This is a genomic window from Streptococcus sp. DAT741, assembly GCF_009866825.1.
Lineage (GTDB): Bacteria > Bacillota > Bacilli > Lactobacillales > Streptococcaceae > Streptococcus > Streptococcus ruminantium.
Map to the genome: position 1 here is coordinate 911,549 of NZ_CP019557.1, position 25,041 is coordinate 936,589.

Here is a 25,041-nt window from a genome sequence, read left to right on the forward strand (position 1 = left end):
TATGAAATTTTTATCACGATATTTTAAGGATTATACAAAGGAATCCATACTTGGTCCATTTTTCAAACTATTAGAGGCCTGTTTTGAACTTCTAGTACCATTGATTATTGCCAATATCGTTGATACAATTATTCCAAATGGCAGCCGGGGAGACCTGGTTGCTATGCTTTTTTTGCTGGTTACTTTTGCTGGTATCGGAGTTGTTGTTGCGCTTGTGGCACAATATTTTTCAGCTAAAGTGGCAGTTGGAGTGACAAAAGAGTTAACGGAAGATTTGTATCAAAAGGTGCTTTCCCTTCCCAAATCTAGTCGAGATAGGCTATCTTCTTCAAGTTTACTGACTCGATTAACAAGCGATACCTTACAGATTCAGACGGGAATCAATATTTTTTTACGTTTGTTTTTGCGTGCTCCGATTGTGGTATTTGGTGCCCTTATCATGGCCTTTTATCTCAGTCCTAGTCTGTCTCTTTATTTTATGGGGATGATCTTTATCTTGCTTGTGCTTGTGACAGGTATCTCCTTGATTACCAGCCGTATTTATCAAAGCTTGCGAAAAAAATTAGATAGTTTGGTCGGTCAAGTACGTGAAACTATGACAGGTTGGCGAGTTATTCGTGCTTTTGGGCAGAAAGAGCGTGAAATCAAGGCATTTCAGACAATCAATCAAGAGTATGAAAAGCAGCAGTTACAAGCTGGCTTTTGGTCCAGTCTTTTATCGCCACTAACATTTTTAGTAGTCAATATCACCTTGGTGGTTTTGATATGGCAGGGAAATGAGGCGATTTCTAGTAATGGATTGGAACAAGGGATGCTGGTTGCTCTCATCAATTACCTTTTACAAATTTTAGTGGAATTGGTCAAGATGGTGATGGTGGTTTCAACCCTCAATCAGACTTACATTTCAGCTCAGCGAATTCAAGAGGTGTTTGAGCAAGAATCAGAAGATATAGAAGCTCCATTACCCAAGATAACCTGTAAAGATAGGAACCTTATTTTTTCTGTCCAACATCTTTCTTTTTCCTACCCTCGGTCATCGGAAGCCTCTTTGTTAGATATTACTTTTAACTTGTATAAGGGGCAATTTATGGGAATTATTGGTGGTACAGGTGCTGGTAAGTCTACACTGGTAGACTTATTGCAGGCTCTCTATCCAGTGCCAGCTGATCAGTTATCCTTGTTTATAGATGGGGGGAATCCAGAAAATTTGAGGCTTTGGAGACAGCAGTTAGCCTTGGTTCCCCAGCAGGCTCAGCTTTTTGCTGGCACTGTCCGTTCTAATCTATCATTGGGGCTTAAACAGGTTTCTGATAGTGATGTGTGGGCTGCCTTAGACATTGCTCAAGCTAGAGATTTTATTGAGGAAAAGGGAGGTTTGGAGAGTCCAGTTGAAGCATTTGGTAAGAACTTTTCTGGAGGTCAACGTCAGCGTCTAACCATTGCGCGTGCCGTTTTACAGCAGGCATCGGTATTGATACTAGATGATGCAACTTCGGCTTTGGACTATATGACAGAAAGTCGTCTCTTATCTGCTATTCGCAAACATTTACCTGAAAAAACCTTGATAATGGTATCGCAGCGGACCAATAGTTTGCGGTTGGCGGATCAAATTTTAGTATTAGATCAAGGACAGCAAGTGGGGCTTGGTCGTCATGAGGATTTGCTAAGAATCTCAGCGGTTTACCAAGAAATCAATCAGTCACAAGAAGTCGAGGAGGTTAGTCATCATGCAGGAATCTAGTTTTAAAGGTCTTGTAAAATTGGTTGTGAAACAACCTTTAAGACTCAGCTTGCTTCTGATTGGAACCTTTGTACAGGTTGTGCTGACGGTTTATCTACCGATTTTAATTGGTCAAGCGGTAGATGCTACACTTTTAGCGGATAGCCAATTCTTATTTAAGATTGTTCAGCGGATGTTGCTTCTTATTCTGCTGAATACCATGGTTCAGTGGTGGCTGCCTCTAATAACCAATCGTTTGGTCTATGGTATAGTGACAAATTTGAGAGAACAGGTCTATGTCAAACTTCATCATATGCCTTTATCTTATTTAGATAGTCAGTCTGTAGGGGATCTGGTTGCCCGTTTCTCAAGCGATAGTGAACAACTGACCAATGGATTGTTGATGATTTTCAACCAATTTTTTATTGGAGTTTTGACGATTATCTTTACTATTTTTACCATGGCAGGACTGGATTTGACGATGATGCTATTGGTAGTTGCTTTGACTCCGGTTTCACTCCTGGTTTCACGCTATATCGCTAAAAAAAGTTATGGTTACTATAGAAAACAGACTCAGGCACGTGGACGGCAATCTCAACTTCTAGAAGAGTCTATAAACCAATTGACTCTCATTCAATCCTTTAATGCTCAAGATCAGCTTGCAAGTGACTTTCAGTCTGTCAATGATAGCTATGCAACCTATTCTCAGCAGGCTATTTTTGCTTCTTCGACCGTCAATCCCAGCACTCGTTTCATCAACGCTGTCATTTATGCTTTTCTTGCAGGACTTGGGGCTTTACGGATTATGATGGGAAACTTTACCGTTGGATCTTTGACAACTTTCCTCCATTATGCTAGTCAGTATAGTAAACCCTTTAATGATATTTCTTCGGTCCTTTCAGAGTTGCAGAGCGCGTTGGCTTGCGCAGATAGATTATTTACTATTTTAGCTTTAGATGGTTTGGCAGAACAGGCAGAGCGAACAATCAATCCCGAGGAGTTGAAAGGAGTTGTCTCTTTTGAAAATGTGTCCTTTTCATATCGCAGTGACCGTTCCCTGATTGAACATCTGGATATTCAAGTCAAATCAGGTCAGAAGGTAGCTATTGTTGGACCAACTGGAGCAGGCAAATCTACAATGATTAACTTGCTCATGCGCTTTTACGATGTGACAGCAGGTCAGATTGTGTTAGATGGCGTTCCGATTAGTCAGTACAGTCGTGAGGAACTCCGAAAGCAAATTGGGATGGTATTACAAGAAACATGGATAAAGTCGGGAACAATCCATGATACCATCTCCTATGGTTATCCCAATGCTACACGAGAATCAGTTATAGAGGCAGCCAAAGCAGCCAATGCTGACTTTTTCATTCGTCAATTGCCACAAGGATATGATACGATTTTAACGGATGGAGGACGTTCCCTATCTCAAGGACAACGTCAGCTCCTATCCATTGCGCGTGTCTTCATTAAAATTCCTAAAATCCTAATTTTGGATGAAGCAACCTCCTCCATTGATACAAGAACTGAGATTTTGGTACAAGAAGCCTTTGCAAAATTGATGAAAGGACGAACCAGCTTCATTATTGCTCACAGATTATCCACTATTCAATCGGCAGATTTGATCTTAGTTATGGTTGACGGAAAAATTGTAGAACAGGGGAATCATATAGAGTTAATGGCTCGTCAGGGTATTTATTATAAGATGCAGATGAGTCAGCAAGCAGAAGGAGAATGAACTTGATAGATAAATTGAAATTAACCCCTATCACAGCTCTGGATGATTACCAGACCGAAGTAATTAACGAACGTGAAGTGTTATTGACTGCTAAAGTCACTGAAAAATCGCTGAATCCATATGGTATGGCGCACGGTGGTTATCTTTTTACCTTGGCAGATTCTGTAGCTGGATTGACAACTGTTGCAGGTGGAGTGTACTCAGTCACTCTTCAGTCCAATATTCATTACATGAAAGCAGCAAAGCTAGAAGATACCCTATCAGTAACTGGTCGCTGTATCCATGATGGTAGCAGGACAAAGGTTGTTGAAGTAATGATACAAAATCAAGATAAAAAGTTGATAGCGACAGCGAGTTTTACCATGTTTGTGACAGGGAAAGTAGAATAAATTAGCAGGTGCTTCGTTACTGAGTATCAGGCAACAAATCATAGTTCTAAGGATACAAATGGTTTGAAAAGCTACCTTTAGCTGAGCATTAAGTTGAAAAACAAAGTGTGGAAGGTTTTAGAAGGAGAACTTACGGTAGCAAGACATTTCTATAGATTGCTATAAATTATATACAAAAAGATAAACTGAGAGACTACAGCAGTCCCCAGTTTATCTACTTTATGCTATACTAGGTATATGTTAGATTTGAAAAAATATGAAATAGAAATGTGGCCGAAAGAGAAGATTGTAGCTTTTCGCAAGGCACTTTTGGATTGGTACGATGCGAATAAACGTGACCTTCCTTGGCGAAGAACAAGAGATCCTTACGCTATTTGGCTATCAGAAGTCATGCTTCAGCAGACTAGGGTAGATACTGTGATTCCCTATTATGAACGATTTCTCTACCATTTGCCGACTATCAGTGATCTAGCTGCTGCTCCAGAAGAAGTCATACTTAAACTTTGGGAGGGCTTGGGCTACTATTCACGTGTTCGGAACATGCAAAAAGCTGCTCAACAGATGGTCGCAGATTTTGGTGGCCACTTTCCAAAAACGCATGCAGAAATTTCCAGATTAAAAGGAATCGGTCCCTACACTGCTGGGGCTATTGCAAGTATTGCTTTTGATTTACCAGAACCTGCTGTAGATGGTAATGTTATGCGGGTTCTCAGTCGTCTGTTTGAGGTAAATTACGATATAGGTTTGCCGGCAAATCGTAAGATTTTTCAAGCTATGATGGAGCTTTTGATTGATCCTGATAGACCAGGAGATTTCAACCAAGCTCTGATGGATTTGGGTTCTGATATTGAATCCCCGGTGAATCCCCGGCCAGAAGATAGCCCAGTCAAGGAATTTAGTGCGGCCTATCTCAACGGAACAATGGATAAATATCCTATCAAAGCTCCAAAGAAAAAGCCCTTGCCTGTAGCCTATCACGGATTTCTTATCAGAAATAAGGACAATCAATTTTTGCTGGAAAAAAAACACAGATGCAGGACTTTTATCCGGTTTTTGGTCCTTTCCACTTTTGAAAAAAGGGACAATCGTAGACAAGCAGGTATCTCTTTTTGAAATAGCAGAAGAACCTATTCAACCAGATATTCGGCAGAGCTTTACGGAACTTTATGGACTAACCATCGATTGGCAAGAGCAAGAATTTGACTCCGTTCAACATGTTTTTAGTCACCGCAAATGGCAGATAGATTTAACAGAAGGTCTAGCAAGGACAGCCCAACTCCCAACCAATCGAGAAATTAGGTGGGTATCTGTGGAGGATTTTCATTCTTATCCTTTTGCTAAACCACAGCAGAAGATGTGGGATTCCTTTCTCCGTGGAAAAGAAAGATAAAAAAGTAGCGTTTAGAGCGTATAAATGTTTGAAAGCGTTTTACAAACGTGGTATAATCTAATTGAAAAGGAGATATGTCATTTGAGATGTCGAACGCCATCTGACCTAAAGAAAGGAGTCTGAAAGCGTTCAATGATGAAGACTACTGGCTCGCCTTCTCCAATAAAAAAGGGAGGCAGCTAATAGAGGAAAAGTTCATTACCCCTGTTTTATATATCTATTTGTATACCTATTATCAAATGCGCAGCATGAATTCGTTGTTTAGCCTTGCTACCCAGTTCAATCAAAAGTAGGCTAGACTAATCGTTTGGTAACCACTGTATTAAAGAAAAAAATTTTGGAATATAATCACGGAAAATCATGAAGACCTCTAGTGATTTTCGTTATAGTAAGCAATCTCCATGCTTTAAGCAAATAGTACGAGGACAATTACAGACATAAGGGTAGCAGAATAATTATTTAATCATTAACTTATCGCCGAATGACGGTAATGAACTTTTCCGTTTTTAGATATGAGAAGGGGTGGTTGTGTTTCCCAGATTAAAGACAAACATTGTGTTAGTATCTACTTCATAGAAGTGCTACCCTTTGGGTAGCCCCCACTTAGTTTTTGATTCACAAGAAGATGAAATGAGTATTTTAACTGATGTCGGTTTAGAGAACTTGTAGCAATGGTTGCTAAAGTTGGAAAACACCAAGCAAAGACAAAATTAAAGAAAGCAGAGTTTTGGATGATGCTTTAAACTTAACCTCTCTTGGTTATCATATTGCTAAATATTGGGATAACCATGATAAATATCCAGGAAATGGTAGAATCAACTTTGAGTGGTGATTGTCTTGAAGAAAAATTTTATAATTATTATTTATATTTTATTATCTTTGTTTGGTAGTTTTCTCATATTTTCACTACTAGATTTAGATTTTAAATGGTGGACCACTTTAGCCATAAGTACGAGTTTTATATATACCTATCTCAATTCAAAAAATGATGGCAAATGACTTTGGCTAAATTACTTTACAGTCATGATGTAAAGTGCCTTTAAACAAGATCAGTCTTTTGTTGAAGCGATAGCGGACAGATGAACAGCCGTGGCGGAGATTGATTGTGATAAATAGTAAAGAAGTATATTGAAAAAGTTCCAGAATAGCCACTTGATTAGGCTTACATTCTGGAACTTTCTTTTTGGTATAGAGGATGATTGATAATCATGGTATAAAGTATATGGGAGTATTTAGAGTGTTATACCTCTTAAAATATACCCTTTCACATCTGTGTATTCAGAATCATTCCAAATTTTCTAATTCGATTTCTTCCAATCCTTTTTCTGTTAATCTATAAATCTTATTACAAACTTCTCTTAGAAACCGTCTATCATGGGAAACGCAGACTAGACCGCCAGAGTAATTTGTAAATAATTGTCGAATATAGGGTTGAGATGTCGGTGAGAAGTTGCGACTAGGTTCATCTAGCAGGAGGAAATTTGCACGATCAAGCACCATTTTGAGTAACAGCAGCTTGGCTTTTTGTCCACCAGACAATTCACTAATTTTATGATGAACTTCTTGACGGGTAAATTGGAGACTGGCAAGATGTGTCAAAATGATTTGCTCTTGTTCACGGTTACCCTGAGGTGATAGAAATGTGAGAGGTGAAACAGATTCATCCAGTAAATCTTCATAATGTTGAGGCATATAACCCAATATAATATCTGGTCGTTGGCTGAGTTGCTGATAGAGAATGTTGAGAAAGGTTGATTTTCCTATCCCGTTGGAGCCGATAATTCCGATTTTATCTTGGGCATTTAGGTAAAAATGAATCTGCTTAGCTAGTATCTGGTCGCCTATTTCTAGTTTAAAATTCTCATATTGTAAGAGTTGCTTTCTTGGTGGAAGGGGAGAAATATCTGAGAAAAATAGAGCGATGGTATCTTCGTGAAAGGGAACCTGAGTCAGATTTTCTTTCATTTTCTCATAGCGTTTTTCATGAGAGAGAACATTTTTCATTTTTTTAGCAATCAAGCGCCCCAGAGTCGCATCGTGGGTTTTTAATAGAGTATCGCGAACCTGAGATTTCTGTCGTAGGTGTTTAGCCATGACTTTATCAAATTCCTTGCGATCATTTTGAGCCTGTTGCTTTTGTTTCTGATAGGCTTCCTGACGTTGTCGACTGTAGTTCTGATAATCAACTTGTCGAACTTGTGTCTGGGCAAGCGTTTTTTTCTTGACGGATTCCAAATGGATAACCTTTGTAGCTGTTTTAGCAAGAAAGTCCTCATCGTGAGAGACAAAGATGATTGCCTGAGAGCTGGTTATGATGTAATTTTCCAACCAAAGCAAGGTATCCAAGTCTAGATCGTTAGATGGTTCATCTAGGAAAATAAGCTCCGCAGGACTGGCTAGTGATTTAATCAATTGAATTTTTAGCTTTTCTCCCCCTGACAGGCTAGCAATAATCTGTTGACTAGCAAAACGGTTGCTGTCAAATTGGAGCTGCTCAGCGTAGAGATAAAGTAAACCATAATCCAAATTGGCATCCATATCCCCAAAGAAGTAGTCGTTCAGAGTTAGCTCTGCTATTTCTTTGGAAATACTTTGAGGAATGTAGATAAAGGAATGAAAATTTCTCTGTATAGTACCAGTCATGAGTAGATAGTGAGCAACTAGTGATGAGTCCATTAGAGCTTGTAGCAGACTGGATTTACCATTTCCTTCTTCTCCTATAATAGCCACTTTATCGCCAGGATTAACAATTAAATTTAGATCCTGTACCAAGTTTCGTAGATCTTTTTGATGGTCAAGGGAGAGGTGTTGAGTAGTTAGTAGCATAGAGCCTCCTTTACAAGACAAAATACACTACCTATTTGGTAGTGTATGTGCATCCGCTCAAAAAGACCCTATCCGGAGAATAGAGAGTGCAGAAAAAAGACACAAGAAAACCACCAAATAAGCGTAGAACTTAGTTTGATGCTCTCGAAAATCAAAATGATAGGAAACCATTCGTCCAGTTCCAAAACAAACAATCTCCAGACTGTTTAGGTTTTAGGTATCTCGACATCGTTTCTATATCCAGATGATATTCATTGAGCATAGGTTTACTTGTTACTGTCCATTTCTCCTTACCCCACAATTACAATTTTCATTTAGTATATCATGTCTGAATAGACCTGTCAAGCCTATAGTTTTTGAATATCAAAACGATTTTAAGGGCTTTGATAGGTGATAAGCGTTATTGGAAAAAGGGACTTGGCTTTAAGGTGCTAGAGCGTATGATTGAGCGGGCCAAAGAACTGAATTTTAAAGAAATAATTGTCGAAGAAATTTACGATTGGAATGAAGGCTCTCGTAAGTTATTTGAAAAATGTGGCTTTATAGCTGTAAAAAAACTGCAAAAGGCTGGTCCTATAAGAAGGTAATACAATAAGACATCAAGATTATTGGTCATTCAGCTGGGGAAAATCTCTTATTAGCCATCAGAGAAATACCAAGATAAGAAAAATTATATTTATATGGATAAAAAAGGATTAACCTTTTAGGGACAGAGAAAATAACAAAAACTTGGAAAGGAGGTAATTCTCATGTCAAATACGAAAAGAACAGGACAAACAGCACTTTATGAGCGTTTAAGCCGTGATGATGACCAAGGGTCAGACCCTGAAATGCAAGGAGAAAGCAATTCCATCACCAATCAAAAGCAGTTACTTGAAAGCTATGCCAAAAGAAACGGCTTTATAAATATTTATCACTATACCGATGATGGAGTAAGCGGAACAACCTTTGATAGAGAGGGATTTCAAAAAATGATAAAAGCAGTAGAAGAAAACAAAGTATCTACTGTGATAGTGAAAGATATGAGTAGGTTTGGCAGAGATTACCTCAAAGTAGGATTTTACACCGAAATACTTTTCAAAGAAAAGGGAGTAAGGTTTATCGCCATCAATAACGGAATAGACAGCGAAAAACAAGCAGAAAGCGACTTTACCCCATTTCTAAACATCATGAACGAATGGTATGCAAGAGATACCTCAAGAAAAATAAGTCTATCTTTAGAGCAAGAATGGAAGAAGGCAAAAGAGTATCTCCAAGCGTTCCATACGGCTATTTTAGAAACCCAAAGAACAAACAGGAGCTACTTGTCGATAAAGAGAGTGCAAAGGTCGTAAAACGCATTTACCATCTTGTAATAGAGGGATATGGAGTAACACAGATAGCAGATATACTAACCAAAGATAAAGTCCTTATCCCATCAGCTTATGCAGAAATACACTATCCTAAAAATAACCATAGTTCAAAGAAAAGAGGAATAGAAGACCCATATTTTTGGACACCGACCACAGTAGGCTATATCTTAGAAAAAAGAGAATATATGGGACACACTATACTTGGTAAAACAATATGCCTTGATTACAAAACCAAGAAGCGAAGAAAGGCAAAAGAAGATGAACTCATTATCTTCAAAAACACCCATGAAGCTATCATTGACGAAGAAACATGGAACAATGCTCAAAGGCTAAGAAAAATGGTAAGAAGAAGTCCAAAATACGGAACAACCTCACACCCATTTACAGGACTTTTAATCTGTGCAGATTGTGGAGGTAAATTAAGTTACAGAGAGCCGGCAGAACATAAAGAAAAGAAATATGATTGTGATTACTCTTTTGTATGTCAACATTACAGACACAGAAAAGGCACTTGCAGTATGCACTATATCAAAGTAAAAACAGTGAATGAAATTCTCCTAAAATCAATCAGAGAAATCACAGATTTTGCAAAAGAAGATAAACAAGAATTTCTAAAAGTGATGAACAAGTTATCTGACGAAAAAAGAGAAGAAAAATATCAAGAGGATAAAGAGAAGTTAGAAAAACTGTCATCAAGAAATGAAGAATTAACAACCCTCATTACAAAGCTATATGAAGACCACGCACTTGGAAAAATTCCCGTAAAACATTTTGACAGATTATTTAATACTTATGATACGGAGCAACAAGACTTAGAAAAGCAAATACAGTATTTTAAACAAGAAATTGAAAGCTATTATCAGAGAAAAGTTGATACCGATAAATTTCTAAAGATGATAGAGAAATATACAGATATTGAAAAACTGACCGTACCAATGATAAATGAGTATATAGAAAAAGTAGTAGTCCATGAAGCAATGGGAGGAAGACAAGGCAAAGACCGAAAACAACAAGTTGATGTATACTTTAATTTTATAGGCAACTGTCAAGTGCCATAGAAAGAGGAGATAGAAAAACTGGCTTAAAAATGGTATAATATTGTTAATTATTTAGAGAGAAAAATTAGAAGTTGTGGAGGAAAAAATGTTTTTAGAAACGGAAAGGTTGATTCTTCGCCCATGGGTAGAAAGCGATGCGGATGATTTATTTCAATATGCCAGTAATCCGGAGGTTGGTCCGATTGCGGGTTGGCCAGCACATACCGATGTTGAAAACAGCAAGGAGATTATAAAAAGTGTTCTTTCCGCACCGGAGACATACGCTGTGGTTTTAAAAGAAACAATGCAGCCGGTGGGTAGCATAGGATTGATGATAGGCTCTGCAAGTAATATAGGTATTCCTGATACTGAGGGAGAGATCGGTTACTGGATAGGAGTTCCGTATTGGGGTCAGGGTCTTATACCGGAAGCAGTTCAAGAGATTATGAGACATGGATTTGATGACCTGAATCTGAAGAAAATGTGGTGCGGTTATTTTGACGGCAATACAAAATCAAAGAGAGTTCAGGAAAAATGTGGTTTCCGTTATCATCATACAAAAGAGAACGTTCCTTGTGCATTAGAAGGTGTTCTTCGCAAAGAGTACATAACCTGCCTATCAAAAGCAGAGTGGATTTCATTTAAGTAAATCCCAGTTTGTCGAAGTAAAATAATTAAATACAAGCTATAACATAGCAGTTCACGAAACAGTAAATCAAATCGGTTTACTGTTTTTTTTATTGCTCAAAATTAGAAAGAGAGGAAAAGAAAAAATGAAAAACATAGATGAAAAAATCTTAATGACAGAAGAAGAAATCAAGCAGTTACAAAATAAAAGAAAAAAGCTAATCAGTCAGCAGAAACAGGAAGAGAGAAAAAAGAGAGATAGACGGCTTTATGAAAAAGGAGCAGTCTTTGAAAGTATCTTTACCGAAAGCAAGAACTTAACCAAAGATGAATTTTATCAGCTCATTACATTTCCGAATATTAAAGAAGCGGTCAATCAAAAAATCAGAAAAATCATAGAGAAAAGAAAACAAACAGAAGAAGAAAACATAGAAAATCGAGAGGAAGAAATAAACACAGAGGAATAGTCCCTTGTTTACAAGGGCGCACTTATACACCCTAAAGGGTGTGTGCGTTCTCCGAAGGCTCTTAGCAGAGGGTATATCAGCTAACGCTGATACAGGGGAGCTACACTCCCCTACGGAAATAAATTTCCTACCCCTTGTGTACTTCCCAAAAGAAATCGGATAAAAGCTATCCGATTTTTTTAGGAAGTCTTATCCATCGCCACATCAAAGTATCAGAAAAACGAAAGGAGGTTTTTAGCTATGGCGATATATCATCTTTGCATAAAGATTATCTCAAGAGGTAAAGGCAAAAGTGCAGTAGCAGCTTCCGCCTATCGAAGTGGCGAAAAGATAAAAAATGAATATGACGGAATAGTCCATGACTTTACAAGAAAAGGTGGAATAGCACATACCGAAATTCTATTACCGCAAAATGCACCTGAAGAATTTTCAAACCGTTCTGTCTTATGGAATAGCGTGGAGAAAATAGAAAAAAGTAAAAATTCACAGCTTGCAAGAGAAATAGAAATTGCATTACCTAAAGAATTAAGCAGAGAAAAACAAATAAATCTTGTAAGAGAATATGTAAAAGAAAATTTTGTAAAAGTCGGTATGTGTGCCGACATCGCCTTACACGATAAAAATGATGGAAACCCACACGCACATATCCTACTTACCATGCGACCGTTAAACGAAGATACAACATGGGGAGCAAAATCAAAAAAAGAATATATCCTTGATGAAAACGGAGAAAAAGTAAAACTCAAAAATGGCAATTACAAAACAAGAAAAATCAATACAGTAGATTGGAACGAACAAGACAGAGCGGAACATTGGCGAAAAGCATGGGCAGACATTACAAACAAATATTTGGAAGAAAATAGCATACAGGAAAAAGTAGATCACCGTTCCTATCAAAGACAAGGCATAGAACAAATACCGACCATTCATTTAGGCGTATCAGCTACCCAAATGGAGAAGAAAGGTATAGCCACCGATAGAGGAAATATCAACCGAGAAATCAAACATCAAAACAAGATATTAAGAGAAATTGCAAGACGAATCAAAGCCTTAATGAGATGGATAAGGAGTTTAACGAAAGATAAAAATAATGATACATCAAAAGATAAACAGGACGATATGGCTATACAATCCACCACCCTACCAAAACAAAATGATTTAACAGATATGCTCTCTCATCTCATAAAAGAAAATGCAGATAATAGTAATATAAACTTAGAAAAATATATTGAAAGTTATCAATTCTTGAAAGAGAAAAATATTACATCAATATCCGAATTGAAAGAAAGTATATCAGCATTAAGAGATAAGAATTACAAGACTACAAGAGCAATAAAAGATACCGAAAAGAAAATCAATGACAGAGTACAGCTTATCGACCAAGCAGAGAAATATTTGAAACATAAAGACATATATAAAACCTATACCAAGATAAAGAAAAGCAAGCAGGAAGATTTTTATAACGAACATACCGCAGAGATTATTTTATTTGAGAGTGCAAGAAAATATCTAAAAGAACATTTAGGAGAAAGCAAGACCTTAGCTATATCAAAATGGAAATCGGAACTTACTACTTTGAAGAAAGAGAAAAATAGCCTTTATAGTCAAATATTAGAGATACGAGAAGAAGTAGAACAGGCTGAAAAAGTTAAGATCTGTATAGAACAATTACAGGAACAAGAAAAGCGACTATCACAGGTAAAGCGGAACGAGTTAGACCTATAAAATTAAGCGAAAAAATGGTATAATAATACAAATAATGTTTGTAAAATAATGAAAAAACACAAATGCAACTTCATGTTGCGAAAGTGCATTTGTTAAATGGTAGAAGTATACATTGTAGTTTGATAGATTTTAATTACCAAACTACAAGGAGGTTTCATATATGAATTTAGGCGAAAAACTTTTTAAGTTAAGAAAAGAAAAAGGGATATCTCAAGAAAACTTAGCAGAACAAATTGGAACAACAAGACAAGCTATTAGTAAGTGGGAAAACAATCAGGGGTTTCCAGAAGTTGAAAAATTACTTCAACTCTCCAATGTGTTTGAAGTGTCGGTAGATTATTTATTGAAAGACGACAAGATAGCTAATAGTTCTAATGAAAAGGGATATTATGTGAGTAAAGAGGTTGCAACAGGATATATTGCAAACGAAAAAAAGATCAGTTTTTTAATAAGTTTATCTTTTATGTTTTTAGCTTTTACAGGAATTCCATATACAATTTTTTCTCATGATAAATCTATTTCATATTTAGGAATGGCAGTTTGTGTAGTTCTTGGAATTGGGTTAATGGTATTTGGAATGTTTGCTGAAAATGAGCAGTATAAAATATTAAAACAAGAACCTTTGCTATTTGATTATGAGTATCTAAAAACATTAAGGGAAGAATACGCTCTGAAAAAAAGAAAATATATTTTTATTGCAATACCGTCAACAATTTTGTTTATTTTAGGACTTGTTAGTTTAGGGCTAACAGTTAGCAGATGGACAGAATATCATTCATTTATATTTTTTGGTTTTGGAATAGGATTGTTTGGATTTGCATATTCGTTAAATGCTATGGGAGCATACGAATTATTGGTTAAAAATGAGCAATACTCATCAAGCCTATCATTTAAGCTAAAAAGGAAGTTTAGAGATAAAATAGATAAATTTTAGCTTTCAAAATTTGAATAATTATTTTTTATGAACAGTAAATCAAAAGGGTTTACTGTTTTTTTATTGTCTAAAAATGGAAAGGAGAACTTATGGAAGAAGAAAAAAGGAAAATACAAGTACCACCACATAAACAGTTAATTATGGATATTGGAAAGACAAAATACACTGTAAACTTACATTTTAAGCAAGGTACAGGCGAAACACACAAGGATAAAATACTAAAGCTAATCAAGAGAGAAACAGAGAAGATATAAATTTGTCAAAGAAATTTTGTTTATGTCCTTGACAAATCTTCCCAAAGAGGTGAGTAATTGCTGAGTACATCGAAAAAACCTTGACAGTTTGTCAAGATTTTAAGTATTTAAACATTCAAAACTTTATCTAGGAAGTCTTTGAGACGAGGATGTTGCGGGTTATCAAAGATTTGCTCAGGAGTACCATCCTCAAGGAATTCACCGCCATCCGTAAAGATAACACGGTTGGCAACCTTGCGAGCAAAGCCCATTTCGTGGGTAACAATCAGCATTGTCATTCCTTGTTCAGCGAGGTCCTTCATGACCTTCAGTACATCACCGACCATCTCAGGGTCAAGGGCTGAAGTTGGTTCATCAAAGAGCATGATGTCTGGATTCATAGCTAGGGCACGAGCGATGGCTACACGCTGTTTCTGTCCGCCAGAGAGACTATCAGGCATGGCATCGCGCTTGTCTGATAAACCAACCTTTTCTAATAATTCCATACCGACCTTTTCAGCCTGAGTCTTGTCTAGCAACTTGTGTTCAATGGGAGCAAAGGTAATGTTGTCTAGCACGGACATATGCGGGAAAAGGTTAAAGTGTTGGAATACCATACCGACATTTGAGCGGAAGGCATCAACATCTGTTTTTGGATCTGTTAAATCATAACCATCAACAGTTACTTGACCACTGGTAATCGTTTCAAGCAAGTTCATTGTGCGAAGGAAGGTAGATTTACCAGAACCGGAAGGACCGATGATACAAACGACATCTCCCTCGTAGAACTTAGCAGTAATTCCTTTGAGAACTTCATTTTTACCATAGTACTTGTGTAAATCGTGGACGTTGATTTTTAATTGAGCCATTATTTACCTCCTTTTTCAAGTTTACGAGCCAAGCGAGTCAAGAGTGTGATAACTACCAAGTAGATGATAGCAAGGATGGCATACATACGGAATGATTGATAGTTACGGGCGATAATGATTTTCCCTGCTTGGAAGAGTTCAACCAAACCAATTGCAGAAATGATGGTTGTATCTTTTAAAGTGATGACAAATTGGTTGATGAAGTTTGGCAACATGATTTTCCCTGCTTGTGGCAAGATAATCTTCCGCATGGTTGTTCCATAGGAAATACCCAGACTTCGAGAGGCTTCCATTTGACCAGTTGGAACAGCTTGGATACCACCGCGAACAATTTCAGCAATATAGGCACCTGAGTTGAGCGAGAGGGCAATTGTTCCAGCAACAAAGTCGTTGATTGGTGCTTGTTGGCCTGTCATGGACTCAATCAGGTTTGGAATTCCCCAGAAGATAAAGGCTGCGACAATCATTAGTGGAATACCACGAACTACATCGACAAATATAGATGAAGTGACGCGGAGTGCTTTGATTGGGCTAACCGCAAACATCCCAAAGATAATACCGATAACAATAGCGATAGTAAATGAAAGAAGGGCAAGACCAATCGTAATGCCAAGTCCTGAGAACAATTGACCGTAATTATTTTTTAACAGACCGAAAATAGTTGTTTCATCAACAGTTGAGGTTGAAGTATCGGTCTTTTTGGTTGAATTGAAGTACTTGTTTAAGATTTCATCGTATTTGCCAGATTTTACAAGGGCAGCTAAACCGTTGTTGAACATTTCAATCAATTCAGGATTTGTCCCTTTTTTGACCGCAAATCCGTACTCACCAGATTTTTCACCTGGAATTGGCGTAGCAAAGTCGCGCCCTTGTTGGATGGCATAGAGGAGAACTGCTTCGTCATCCATCAAAGCGGCAATTGATCCGGAATTTAAGCTGTCATACATGCTTGAAGCTTCATCAAAGGCTTTTAGCGTATAACCGTACTTGGATTTGTTTTCTTCTAGGAAGGTATAGGAGGCAGTACCATTTTTTGCGCCGACAATCTTACCTTTCAAGTCTTTGTAGGAAGCAATCTCACTCCCGTTTTTGACAGCAAGTAGGATATTGGAAGTGTAGTAGGCATTTGAGAAATCAAAAATTTCTTTACGTGCATTGGTGATAGACATACCAGCGATGACAGCATCGGCTTGTCCTGCTTGAACGGCATTCAGAGCTGCATCAAAGCCAGGATTTTGAATGGAAATGGTAAAACCTTGTTGTTCAGCGATAGCCTTAATCAATTCCATGTCAATACCGACATAATTGCCAGACTTATCTTGGTACTCGAATGGTGCAAATGATGAATCGGCTACGATGGTATAACTAGCTTTAGCCGGTGTTGCTTTGGCTGTAGCACTTCCTGTTAAATTGAGCCGAGATGAATAATCCGTAGTCTCTGAAGTGGTAGTTGATGATCCTAACCATTTGTCCATGATAGTTTCATAAGTACCGTCTTTCTTCATTTCCGCTAGAGCCTTGTTGAAGTCTTTTACAAGGTATTCGTATTGACTACCCTTTTTGACAGAAAATCCAAATGAACCGATAGCTTCACCAGCAATATCAATGCTGAGATCCTGTCCTTGTTGGATAGCATATTTGATGACTGCTTCATCATCCATAACCGCATCAACAGCGCCTGTTGAAAGGCTATTGTACATCAGGTCACCTGTATCAAAAGTCTTGATATGATATCCATATTTACCCTTGTTTTCATCAAGGAAAGCTTGAGCAGCTGTACCATTTTTAACACCGACAGTTTTTCCTTTTAAATCCTTGTATGATGAAATCGTGTTTGCCTTGGTTGTCGCAACCACAATCTTTGTATCAAAGTAAGGATCTGAGAAGGTGAATACTTTTTTTCGTGCCTCAGTAATGGTTGTACCAGCCATGAGAGCATCAGCAGAACCAGCTTGGACTGCATTGACTGCAGCATCGAAGCCAGGGAAACTCTTAGTAATCGTCCAACCAGAACGTCTCGCTACTTCGTTGATAATATCAACATCCAATCCTTTATAGACCTGATCTGAATCTTTAAACTCGAATGGGGCATAAGCATTGTCAAATACAATATCAATTGCATCGTTAGCCTTTATACCGGTAAAGATAAAGAATGCTGGCAAAATACTTGCCAATAACATGAATAATTTTTTCTTCATTTCCATACTCCTTCTATTTAGATAACTGTCCCAGTATACCATATTCTGAGCATTATTGCAAAAACAGGAATCGAACCATGTTACATTTTGTGACATGAAAGGTTATTGAATTGTGAGAAAATGTAATATTCTTGAAATATTTATCAGAGGAATCGAATGTTTCACCATGAAATAAAGTTATGATAAAATAGAAGTATGATAAACAGAAGTAATGAAAATCAATTCAAATTAGTATCTAGCTATTCTCCATCAGGAGACCAACCTCAAGCGATTGAAACCTTAGTGGACAATATTGAAGGGGGAGAAAAAGCTCAGATTCTCATGGGGGCGACTGGTACAGGTAAGACCTATACCATGAGTCAGGTGATTGCTAGGGTCAATAAGCCAACCTTGGTTATCGCTCATAACAAAACCTTGGCTGGTCAATTGTACAGTGAGTTTAAGGAATTTTTCCCTGAAAATGCGGTGGAATATTTTGTTTCTTACTACGATTATTATCAGCCCGAGGCCTATGTACCTTCTAGCGATACCTATATCGAAAAGGATAGTTCAGTTAATGATGAGATTGACAAATTGAGACACTCAGCGACATCAGCCTTGCTAGAACGCAATGATGTGATTGTAGTAGCCTCAGTTTCTTGCATCTATGGTTTGGGCTCACCAAAGGAATACTCAGATAGTGTAGTTAGCCTACGACCAGGTCAGGAGATTTCTCGTGATGAGCTTTTGAATGCTCTGGTGGACATTCAGTTTGAGCGCAATGATATTGACTTTCAGCGGGGACGTTTTCGTGTTCGAGGTGATGTGGTGGAGGTTTTTCCAGCTTCGCGTGATGAACATGCCTTTCGAGTAGAATTTTTCGGTGATGAAATTGACCGCATTCGAGAGATTGAAAGCCTGACAGGGAAAGTTTTAGGTGATGTGGAACACTTGGCAATTTTTCCAGCTACCCACTTTGTGACGAATGATGACCACATGGAGATGGCTATTGCGAAGATTCAGGCGGAACTGGAGGAACAGCTTAAGGTTTTTGAGGCAGAAGGTAAACTCTTAGAAGCTCAGCGATTGAAACAACGTACCGACTATGATATTGAGATGCTGCGGGAGATGGGCTACACTAATGGTGTTGAGAACTATTCTCGTCACATGGATGGTCGTAGTGAAGGAGAGCCGCCGTATACGTTGTTAGACTTTTTCCCTGAGGATTTTCTTATCATGATTGACGAGAGTCACATGACCATGGGGCAGATTAAGGGGATGTATAATGGTGACCGCTCACGTAAGGAAATGCTGGTTAACTACGGTTTTCGTCTACCGAGTGCGTTGGACAACCGTCCGCTGCGCAGAGAAGAATTTGAGAGTCATATCCACCAGATTGTCTATGTTTCAGCAACTCCAGGTGACTATGAGATGGAACAGACAGATACTATTGTCGAGCAAATTATTCGACCGACTGGACTCTTGGATCCCGAGGTGGAGGTTCGACCAACCATGGGACAGATGGACGATCTTTTAGAGGAAATCACTGTTCGAGCGGAGAAGGGCGAGCGAACCTTTATCACGACTCTTACCAAGAAAATGGCAGAAGATCTGACTGATTACCTGAAAGAAATGGGTGTCAAGGTCAAGTACATGCATTCGGATATTAAGACATTGGAGCGGACAGAAATTATTCGTGATCTTCGCTTGGGGGTTTTTGATGTTTTGATTGGGATTAACCTACTTCGTGAGGGAATTGATGTACCAGAAGTCAGCCTGGTCGCTATCTTAGATGCTGACAAGGAAGGTTTTCTTCGCAACGAACGTGGGCTCATCCAGACAATTGGACGGGCAGCACGAAACTCTGAAGGTCATGTTATCATGTATGCTGATAAGATTACAGAATCCATGCGCAAGGCTATTGATGAAACTGCTCGGCGTCGTCAGATTCAAATGGTCTATAATGAGAAGCACGGTATTGTACCACAGACTATTAAGAAAGAAATTCGTGATCTAATTAGTGTTACTAAGGTTGTTACACAAGATAAGGAAGAAGTCATTGACTTCCATGCCCTCAACAAGGAAGAACGTAAAGCTATGATCAGAAAACTAGAAGGTCAAATGCAGGAGGCGGCAGAAGTTCTTGACTTTGAATTGGCAGCACAGATTCGGGATATGGTGATTGAACTAAAGAATCTGTAATATCATCTGTCGAAAGGGATTTACAATGCGCATTAAAAAGATGGAAACAGAAGTAGAAATAGAAGGCAAAGCCTATGTTCATTGGAAAGCCTAGCAGGAGACTTATGTTGGCTTATTGCCGCAGGAGTTTCTTGAAAATATCCGTACACTAGATTGCTGTCGGGACTGGGCCACTCGCTATCCTCAAAATGCTCTAGTTGTTTTGGTGGATAATCAGGCCATTGGATTTGTTTGCTATGGTGTGTCTAATCAGGCAGATTTAGAAAATGCAGGCGAGCTCTATGCTCTCTACGTTTTGGCTGATTATTATGGAAAAAAGATTGGCTATCAGCTTATGCAAGTAGATTTGAAAAAAATGCAGAGTTTTGATAAGATTGCTCTCTGGGTACTAGAGGGGAATGTGCGTGCCATTGCTTTTTACGAAAAAATTGGTTTTCGCTTTGATGGAGTCACCAAGACTGTGAAATTAGGAGTAGATCGAGTAGAACATAGGATGGTGTTTAGGAAGTAGTTTTGTTTAGTTAGCGATGCAAATCATCACAAGCTTGCCTTACATGACTATATCTCTGAATCGGATAATAATCTCCTCCAAATGATTGGTCATGAATTGACCCATCAAAGTGAACTTTTCTTGACCATGAGAAAGAAACCATGTGGTTTTAAGAGGGATGGTAGGAGATAGCGGTTATCGCTATTTTCTAGCTGATACGAACTCTATCAACCAGTGGTTAGAAGAAAAATATAGTTATCATCCTTTATCAGAATTTGGTAGAAAATCTTATAGAGGGAATTATGTTTCTATCTTTTGTGAATATTGGCGGACTTTTCTGGTTATTGGCTGCTAGTTGAACAGTTAGGGTCAGTTAAAAATGTGTTTGTAACTGACCATTGTTGGGATAAAAATGGAAGAACAGTTGATTTAACATTACCATCATAATATCTAGAGGAAGAGGAGACCAAGGTATAATATTGTTATTGAGGCAAGAACATTTGAGAATGTTTTCGCCTTTTTTTTAGTTTAAAGAAGACAAGCGAACATTTTAAGAATTGCAGGAACTAACAATATCCTTGCATAATCATTGTTCTCAGATCCTAATTTTATCCAAGCATTTTTCCAAAAGGTTAGTCATGTAGATAGAAGTTCTTTAAAAAAGTCATTATACAGTAAAAAACGAACATTCGATAGGCATCAGTATAAGAAAACGTATCGAAGTGATATACTAATAGTGTCTGGTTATGGCAGACAAATTTTAAAACATAATATCTAAATAATAAAAATTAGAAAGGGCCTTGGTTAGCCAATAAAATGAACAAAAAATTACACAAATTAATACTTACACTGCTTTCTATCTTTTTCTTATTTACTGAGCAAAATCATGTATTTGCAATCGATCATTATGATGAAACAGATTCGGTAGTATTTGAGAATGATAGGGCATATTTTAAGTTTAATGATTCGGATATTACTAACTATATTGTTAATAACTGGTGGACAAAAAATATTGTATTTACAGAAGCGGAAAAAAAGATTATGCATGATTATACCTATAACCAAGCTACTCCAATAAATACAGCAATCGAAACTGTCAAAGGAGATATTGAACAACTATCTCCCGAAATAAAGCAACAGGTTGTTTTGCTAGATCAAGCAACCCATAAACTGGCAATTCCTTGGGATATTATTGTTTATCGCTATGTGTATGAAACTTTTTTATTAGACTTAGGACTAACTCAGTCTGACTTAAATCAATATTATAAGGATAAGCGGTTTGATCCAGAGATATTGAGCAAAATAAAATCTGGGACTCAATATAAAAAATATAGTTTTATGAGTACTACTGCATTAAAGTACGGAGCACTAACACACAGGCCTATAGAGCTACGATTGAGAGTTAAGCAAGGAAGTTATGCAGCATTTGTTGCCCCCTATTCCTATTTTCCTTCAGAGCTTGAATTTCTCTTCCCAAGAGGAGGTCAATTGGAGGTGATAGGAGCCTACTTGTCGGAAGACAATAAAAGATTGAATATAGAAGTTCACTTTAAGGGGAGTTTATAAGTTATACTAACTTATGGAGGCTGGTCAAAAAAAGTCAATTTTAGTCAATCGTTGCGGAGAATTATCTGAAAAAAAGCAAGGATTTCCAACAAATACATTATTTTTTATGCATAAATATTGAAATATTCAGGTAATGAATGAGATGGAAGGTTGCTGGATTCACAGGTCAGATTCGATCAAGTGAGCTTAAATTAAGGCTCATTGGTTCTGGATACTGTAAAAAGGCATAAATGTAATTATATACAATAAAAATAGCAATAGTGAATCAGGGAATAAGTTTAAAAGAAATCAATCTAAAAAACATGCAAATGATTTTTTGATAGATTAAACAAAACATATATATAAAACGAATGAATAGGGGTAAATATTTTTTAATGCACTCTATTCATTCGTTTTTTGTCATTCAAGTATTCATTTCTTATTTTTAGTTAAGATGTTGTAATTGGAGTATTTGTGTATTTTATAAAGGATATTGTATATATAGTCTGTTGTTATTTGTAAGAAACTAGTCTATTTTTTGTTTTCATTTCTTTTTTCCTGTTAAAAATATTCTTTGTGAAAACGTTGACAATTAAGAAATTGTATATTAAGATGATTTGTGTGATGAGATTTACAAATATAGAATAGGGGGGATAACATGGGAGTAGATAATTTGTTTTCAATTGGTAGAGCGGCTGCTATGAGTGGTGTTTCAACAAAAACATTGCGCTACTACGAAAGTCTAGATCTAATCCATCCTAAGCATATTTCCAGTGAGAATGGCTACCGCTATTATGATAAAGATGCTCTGTTGCTGATACCATTGATTAAGTATTATCAGCAAGTTGGGTTAAGTTTAAAAAGAATTAAAGAGCTGATTCATGTAGCTGGGTGCTCTACTCACTATCATCATCTCAAGAAAAGGCGCGACGAGATCAATGCCGAGCGTGAAGAGCTATCTATCGCACTATCATCCGTGGATGATTGGTTAGAATTGATTGTTGAGGGTGAGATGTGCCTGCAAAGTAGGAAGCATCATCCTGGAGCAAACATAGAGCAGATGATTAGTGTAAAATATTATTCTGAGCAGGCAAGTTATTGTTATTTGGAACAGCCTTATAGCTATAATTACAAAGAGTCGATCATCAATTTGGAGTGGATTAGGCATTTAGAAGCACATCATTTAGAAGTTTCAGGGCCGGTTATTTTGAAATATAACTCTTATCTAAAAAAGATGAAGGGGGAAAGTAAATTCGCAACTATCTTGCAGCATTGTTTTCCAGAGTCGGAAACTTTTTCAAAATTTGGCGGTTTTATGGCTTTAACCTGCTATCACATTGGTCCACTAGAAAGTATTGCTGAGACATATAAGTATTTGCTACACTATGCAGAGAAGCATAAATATAGCCTAAAAGATGAGTGTTATGAACGCCATGTCATTGATTATTGGGTAACTCAGGACCATAATGAGTTTGTAACAGAGATTATTATTCCTGTTGTCACGCAGGATGAGCTTTATCAATAAAATAGTTAATAGATGGACGGTTTGAAGAATGTAAAGAGCATCTTCAGGCCGTTTTTTATATTTTCCAGTTAACGAATCAGTTAATTAGGGGAGATGTCATGATGTTTGACTGATAAATAGTTGTTCAGTTCACAAAACTTTACCCCTAGGATAAAGTTTTGTGAGCATATTTCTTGCAAAAATAAAGATAATGTGCTTGTTTGTTAAAATTGTTAAAATTCTCTAATATATTTTTCCTTTAAAATACCTGAGTGAGAGTACTGCCATGTCATAGAAAAATAGTGTAATTATTTATACATTTTCAAAAAACTAAAAATAATTTTGTAAAAATTTAAAAAAATGATTGACTTTGACTTTGTGGAAGGGTTTACAATGTTGTTATGTAGGGAATATAGAGATTTTTTACAATTGTGCAAAAAGTAAAATTTATATGTGTTTTTGTGTTAAATTTAGTATAAAAAATATATAAAGGAGGTAGTATCATGAGTTCCGAAGCATTGGGAATGATTGAAACTAAGGGATTAGTCGGCTCAATAGAGGCGGCAGATGCAATGGTTAAAGCAGCAAATGTTACTTTAATCGGGAAAGAACATGTTGGTGGTGGTTTAGTAACCGTCCTTGTTCGAGGAGATGTCGGAGCAGTTAAGGCGGCAACAGATGCTGGTGCTGCTGCTGCACAACGAATCGGTGAGTTAGTCTCTGTTCATGTTATTCCACGTCCGCACGGGGAAGTAGAGACAATCTTGCCTGGTTCTAAATAATGGCTCTCTATTTTAAAGAGATTAGGAGGTATTTTTATGGGACAAACGACAAGTACTATTGCACAACAAAAAATGAATGAAACGACCAAAAAATTCCGTATAGCAGGTATTCGAAGCGGAATTGTTTCTGGCTTATTTTATGGATTATACTCCTTTGTTATTATGATTCTTCAGAGATTTGATCCGATTAAGTCAGCGGTGGGCATTTTAGCAGCTCCCTTTGTAATGGGCGCGATAAATGATTTTTTGGGTGGTTGTGTGCTCTTGCTTGCAGCGATAAGAAATGGGAAATTCAAAGAATTGGGGCGTACATTAGCTACTAAACCAGGGAAAATTATGTTGCTCGGCTATATTTTGGGCGGTCCAGTAGCAAATGGTGCTTACCTAGTTGGTCTTTATTTAGCGGGAGCTTTTGCTATTCCAATTTCAGCGACAACGGCTGCGTTTGGTGCTCTTTTCTCAGCTATTTTCTTAAAACAAAAATTAAACATGCGCGTTGTTGCTGGGATGTTGATGTGTGTGGCTGGCGCGGTTGTTATCAATCTGGTAAAACCTGAGGGAGCTCCTAATTTTACACTAGGAATTATCCTGGCTGTAGTGGCTGCAATATGCTGGGGATTGGAAGGAACGATTTCAAGTTTTGGTGGTGCAATGCTTGACTCAGAAGTTACTGTAACCCTACGTCAATTGGTTTCTGGTTTAATTCAAATGGTTATCATTGTCCCAATTATTGGAGCGACGGGTCTATTTACAGCAACCTTAACTTCACCGTTTTTAGTATTTCTCCTACTGATTTCCGGTACATTGGTTGGTATTTCATATATGGAATGGTATCGTTCAAATGCTATGGTTGGTACTGCGATTGGTATGTCCTTAAATATTACCTATGCTTTCTGGGGTGTTCTACTTAGTGTTTTATTCCTTGGACAAGCAATTACAACAACTATTGTTGTTGGTTCGTTGGTGATTATCACAGGTGCTATTCTAGTAACGACGAATCCACTAGATTTTTTTAGAAAAGATGAGGTATAGTC

At 37.4% G+C, this 25,041-nt stretch carries 19 protein-coding genes and 2 pseudogenes; 18 read left to right on the plus strand and 3 right to left on the minus strand.

Annotated elements, in window-relative coordinates:
- The first annotated feature begins 1 nt into the window (after position 1).
- The 4 genes and pseudogenes from BZG42_RS04400 (at position 2) to mutY (ending at position 5,237) form a co-directional block, all read left to right on the plus strand.
- Entirely contained in the window at positions 2-1,741 is a 1,740-nt protein-coding gene (locus BZG42_RS04400; protein ID WP_155996296.1) for an ABC transporter ATP-binding protein, read from the plus strand.
- On the plus strand, positions 1,728-3,458 hold the full coding sequence (locus BZG42_RS04405; protein WP_155996297.1) for an ABC transporter ATP-binding protein: 1,731 nt from the start codon (positions 1,728-1,730) through the stop codon (positions 3,456-3,458). The genes BZG42_RS04400 and BZG42_RS04405 overlap by 14 nt, the downstream gene beginning before the upstream one ends.
- Complete coding sequence (locus BZG42_RS04410; protein WP_165437150.1) at positions 3,455-3,847, plus strand: PaaI family thioesterase; 393 nt, start codon at positions 3,455-3,457, stop codon at positions 3,845-3,847. The genes BZG42_RS04405 and BZG42_RS04410 overlap by 4 nt, the downstream gene beginning before the upstream one ends.
- A 237-nt stretch (positions 3,848-4,084) precedes the next feature.
- A pseudogene (gene mutY, locus BZG42_RS04415) lies at positions 4,085-5,237 on the plus strand (A/G-specific adenine glycosylase).
- A gap of 1,284 nt (positions 5,238-6,521) precedes the next feature.
- Here the strand turns inward: mutY and BZG42_RS04420 are convergent.
- Positions 6,522-8,063, minus strand: coding sequence for an ATP-binding cassette domain-containing protein (locus tag BZG42_RS04420; RefSeq protein ID WP_120171612.1), 1,542 nt, complete (start codon positions 8,061-8,063; stop codon positions 6,522-6,524).
- A gap of 356 nt (positions 8,064-8,419) precedes the next feature.
- Between BZG42_RS04420 and BZG42_RS04425 the strand changes: the two genes are divergently transcribed.
- The 7 genes and pseudogenes from BZG42_RS04425 (at position 8,420) to BZG42_RS04460 (ending at position 14,459) form a co-directional block, all read left to right on the plus strand.
- On the plus strand, positions 8,420-8,650 hold the full coding sequence (locus tag BZG42_RS04425; RefSeq protein ID WP_227984757.1) for a GNAT family N-acetyltransferase: 231 nt from the start codon (positions 8,420-8,422) through the stop codon (positions 8,648-8,650).
- 162 nt (positions 8,651-8,812) lie between these two features.
- A pseudogene (locus BZG42_RS04430) lies at positions 8,813-10,473 on the plus strand (recombinase family protein).
- An 85-nt stretch (positions 10,474-10,558) separates the two neighbouring features.
- The gene (locus tag BZG42_RS04435; protein WP_155996298.1) at positions 10,559-11,101 is read left to right on the plus strand and encodes a GNAT family N-acetyltransferase; all 543 of its coding nucleotides are present in this window, start codon (positions 10,559-10,561) and stop codon (positions 11,099-11,101) included.
- Between the two features lie 124 nt (positions 11,102-11,225).
- Positions 11,226-11,546, plus strand: coding sequence for a DUF3847 domain-containing protein (locus BZG42_RS04440; RefSeq protein ID WP_155996299.1), 321 nt, complete (start codon positions 11,226-11,228; stop codon positions 11,544-11,546).
- A gap of 240 nt (positions 11,547-11,786) precedes the next feature.
- Entirely contained in the window at positions 11,787-13,271 is a 1,485-nt protein-coding gene (gene mobQ, locus BZG42_RS04450) for a MobQ family relaxase (RefSeq protein ID WP_155996300.1), read from the plus strand.
- 160 nt (positions 13,272-13,431) lie between these two features.
- On the plus strand, positions 13,432-14,205 hold the full coding sequence (locus BZG42_RS04455; protein ID WP_155996301.1) for a helix-turn-helix domain-containing protein: 774 nt from the start codon (positions 13,432-13,434) through the stop codon (positions 14,203-14,205).
- Between the two features lie 89 nt (positions 14,206-14,294).
- The gene (locus BZG42_RS04460; protein WP_155996302.1) at positions 14,295-14,459 is read left to right on the plus strand and encodes a transposon-encoded TnpW family protein; all 165 of its coding nucleotides are present in this window, start codon (positions 14,295-14,297) and stop codon (positions 14,457-14,459) included.
- A gap of 107 nt (positions 14,460-14,566) precedes the next feature.
- Here the strand turns inward: BZG42_RS04460 and BZG42_RS04465 are convergent, their stop codons facing one another.
- The gene (locus BZG42_RS04465) at positions 14,567-15,307 is read right to left on the minus strand and encodes an amino acid ABC transporter ATP-binding protein (RefSeq protein WP_024532886.1); all 741 of its coding nucleotides are present in this window, start codon (positions 15,305-15,307) and stop codon (positions 14,567-14,569) included.
- A complete protein-coding gene (locus BZG42_RS04470; RefSeq protein WP_155996303.1) occupies positions 15,307-17,505 on the minus strand; it encodes an ABC transporter substrate-binding protein/permease in 2,199 nt (732 codons plus the stop codon). Before BZG42_RS04470 ends, BZG42_RS04465 begins: the two co-directional genes overlap by 1 nt.
- A 195-nt stretch (positions 17,506-17,700) precedes the next feature.
- Between BZG42_RS04470 and uvrB the strand changes: the two genes are divergently transcribed.
- The 7 genes from uvrB (at position 17,701) to BZG42_RS04505 (ending at position 25,039) form a co-directional block, all read left to right on the plus strand.
- Positions 17,701-19,686: an excinuclease ABC subunit UvrB gene (gene uvrB, locus BZG42_RS04475; RefSeq protein WP_155996304.1), complete on the plus strand. Its 1,986-nt coding sequence runs from the start codon at positions 17,701-17,703 to the stop codon at positions 19,684-19,686.
- A 115-nt stretch (positions 19,687-19,801) separates the two neighbouring features.
- Positions 19,802-20,197 (plus strand): GNAT family N-acetyltransferase, encoded by a 396-nt coding sequence (locus BZG42_RS04480; RefSeq protein ID WP_227985526.1) that lies wholly within the window; start codon positions 19,802-19,804, stop codon positions 20,195-20,197.
- Between the two features lie 157 nt (positions 20,198-20,354).
- Positions 20,355-20,531 carry a hypothetical protein gene (locus BZG42_RS04485; RefSeq protein ID WP_155963819.1) on the plus strand — a complete coding sequence of 59 codons (177 nt, stop codon included), beginning with the start codon at positions 20,355-20,357 and terminating at the stop codon, positions 20,529-20,531.
- A gap of 461 nt (positions 20,532-20,992) precedes the next feature.
- Positions 20,993-21,742, plus strand: coding sequence for an ADP-ribosyltransferase (locus BZG42_RS04490; protein ID WP_120171615.1), 750 nt, complete (start codon positions 20,993-20,995; stop codon positions 21,740-21,742).
- 637 nt (positions 21,743-22,379) lie between these two features.
- Positions 22,380-23,246 carry a MerR family transcriptional regulator gene (locus tag BZG42_RS04495; RefSeq protein WP_120171616.1) on the plus strand — a complete coding sequence of 289 codons (867 nt, stop codon included), beginning with the start codon at positions 22,380-22,382 and terminating at the stop codon, positions 23,244-23,246.
- A 482-nt stretch (positions 23,247-23,728) separates the two neighbouring features.
- Positions 23,729-24,007 carry an ethanolamine utilization microcompartment protein EutM gene (gene eutM / locus BZG42_RS04500; protein WP_024532891.1) on the plus strand — a complete coding sequence of 93 codons (279 nt, stop codon included), beginning with the start codon at positions 23,729-23,731 and terminating at the stop codon, positions 24,005-24,007.
- A 36-nt stretch (positions 24,008-24,043) separates the two neighbouring features.
- The gene (locus BZG42_RS04505) at positions 24,044-25,039 is read left to right on the plus strand and encodes a DMT family transporter (protein ID WP_024532892.1); all 996 of its coding nucleotides are present in this window, start codon (positions 24,044-24,046) and stop codon (positions 25,037-25,039) included.
- Positions 25,040-25,041 lie beyond the last annotated feature (2 nt).

What these genes read in the sequence shown, in the direction of transcription:
- BZG42_RS04455 (WP_155996301.1), top strand. Translation starts at nt 13,432, where the DNA reads ATGAATTTAGGCGAAAAACTTTTTAAGTTAAGAAAAGAAAAAGGGATA.
- BZG42_RS04410 (WP_165437150.1), top strand. Translation starts at nt 3,455, where the DNA reads ATGAACTTGATAGATAAATTGAAATTAACCCCTATCACAGCTCTGGAT.
- BZG42_RS04420 (WP_120171612.1), bottom strand. Translation starts at nt 8,063, where the DNA reads ATGCTACTAACTACTCAACACCTCTCCCTTGACCATCAAAAAGATCTA.
- BZG42_RS04405 (WP_155996297.1), top strand. Translation starts at nt 1,728, where the DNA reads ATGCAGGAATCTAGTTTTAAAGGTCTTGTAAAATTGGTTGTGAAACAA.
- BZG42_RS04485 (WP_155963819.1), top strand. Translation starts at nt 20,355, where the DNA reads ATGGTAGGAGATAGCGGTTATCGCTATTTTCTAGCTGATACGAACTCT.
- BZG42_RS04505 (WP_024532892.1), top strand. Translation starts at nt 24,044, where the DNA reads ATGGGACAAACGACAAGTACTATTGCACAACAAAAAATGAATGAAACG.
- BZG42_RS04465 (WP_024532886.1), bottom strand. Translation starts at nt 15,307, where the DNA reads ATGGCTCAATTAAAAATCAACGTCCACGATTTACACAAGTACTATGGT.
- BZG42_RS04400 (WP_155996296.1), top strand. Translation starts at nt 2, where the DNA reads ATGAAATTTTTATCACGATATTTTAAGGATTATACAAAGGAATCCATA.
- eutM (WP_024532891.1), top strand. Translation starts at nt 23,729, where the DNA reads ATGAGTTCCGAAGCATTGGGAATGATTGAAACTAAGGGATTAGTCGGC.
- BZG42_RS04440 (WP_155996299.1), top strand. Translation starts at nt 11,226, where the DNA reads ATGAAAAACATAGATGAAAAAATCTTAATGACAGAAGAAGAAATCAAG.
- uvrB (WP_155996304.1), top strand. Translation starts at nt 17,701, where the DNA reads ATGATAAACAGAAGTAATGAAAATCAATTCAAATTAGTATCTAGCTAT.
- BZG42_RS04470 (WP_155996303.1), bottom strand. Translation starts at nt 17,505, where the DNA reads ATGAAGAAAAAATTATTCATGTTATTGGCAAGTATTTTGCCAGCATTC.
- mobQ (WP_155996300.1), top strand. Translation starts at nt 11,787, where the DNA reads ATGGCGATATATCATCTTTGCATAAAGATTATCTCAAGAGGTAAAGGC.
- BZG42_RS04495 (WP_120171616.1), top strand. Translation starts at nt 22,380, where the DNA reads ATGGGAGTAGATAATTTGTTTTCAATTGGTAGAGCGGCTGCTATGAGT.
- BZG42_RS04490 (WP_120171615.1), top strand. Translation starts at nt 20,993, where the DNA reads ATGAACAAAAAATTACACAAATTAATACTTACACTGCTTTCTATCTTT.
- BZG42_RS04435 (WP_155996298.1), top strand. Translation starts at nt 10,559, where the DNA reads ATGTTTTTAGAAACGGAAAGGTTGATTCTTCGCCCATGGGTAGAAAGC.
- BZG42_RS04460 (WP_155996302.1), top strand. Translation starts at nt 14,295, where the DNA reads ATGGAAGAAGAAAAAAGGAAAATACAAGTACCACCACATAAACAGTTA.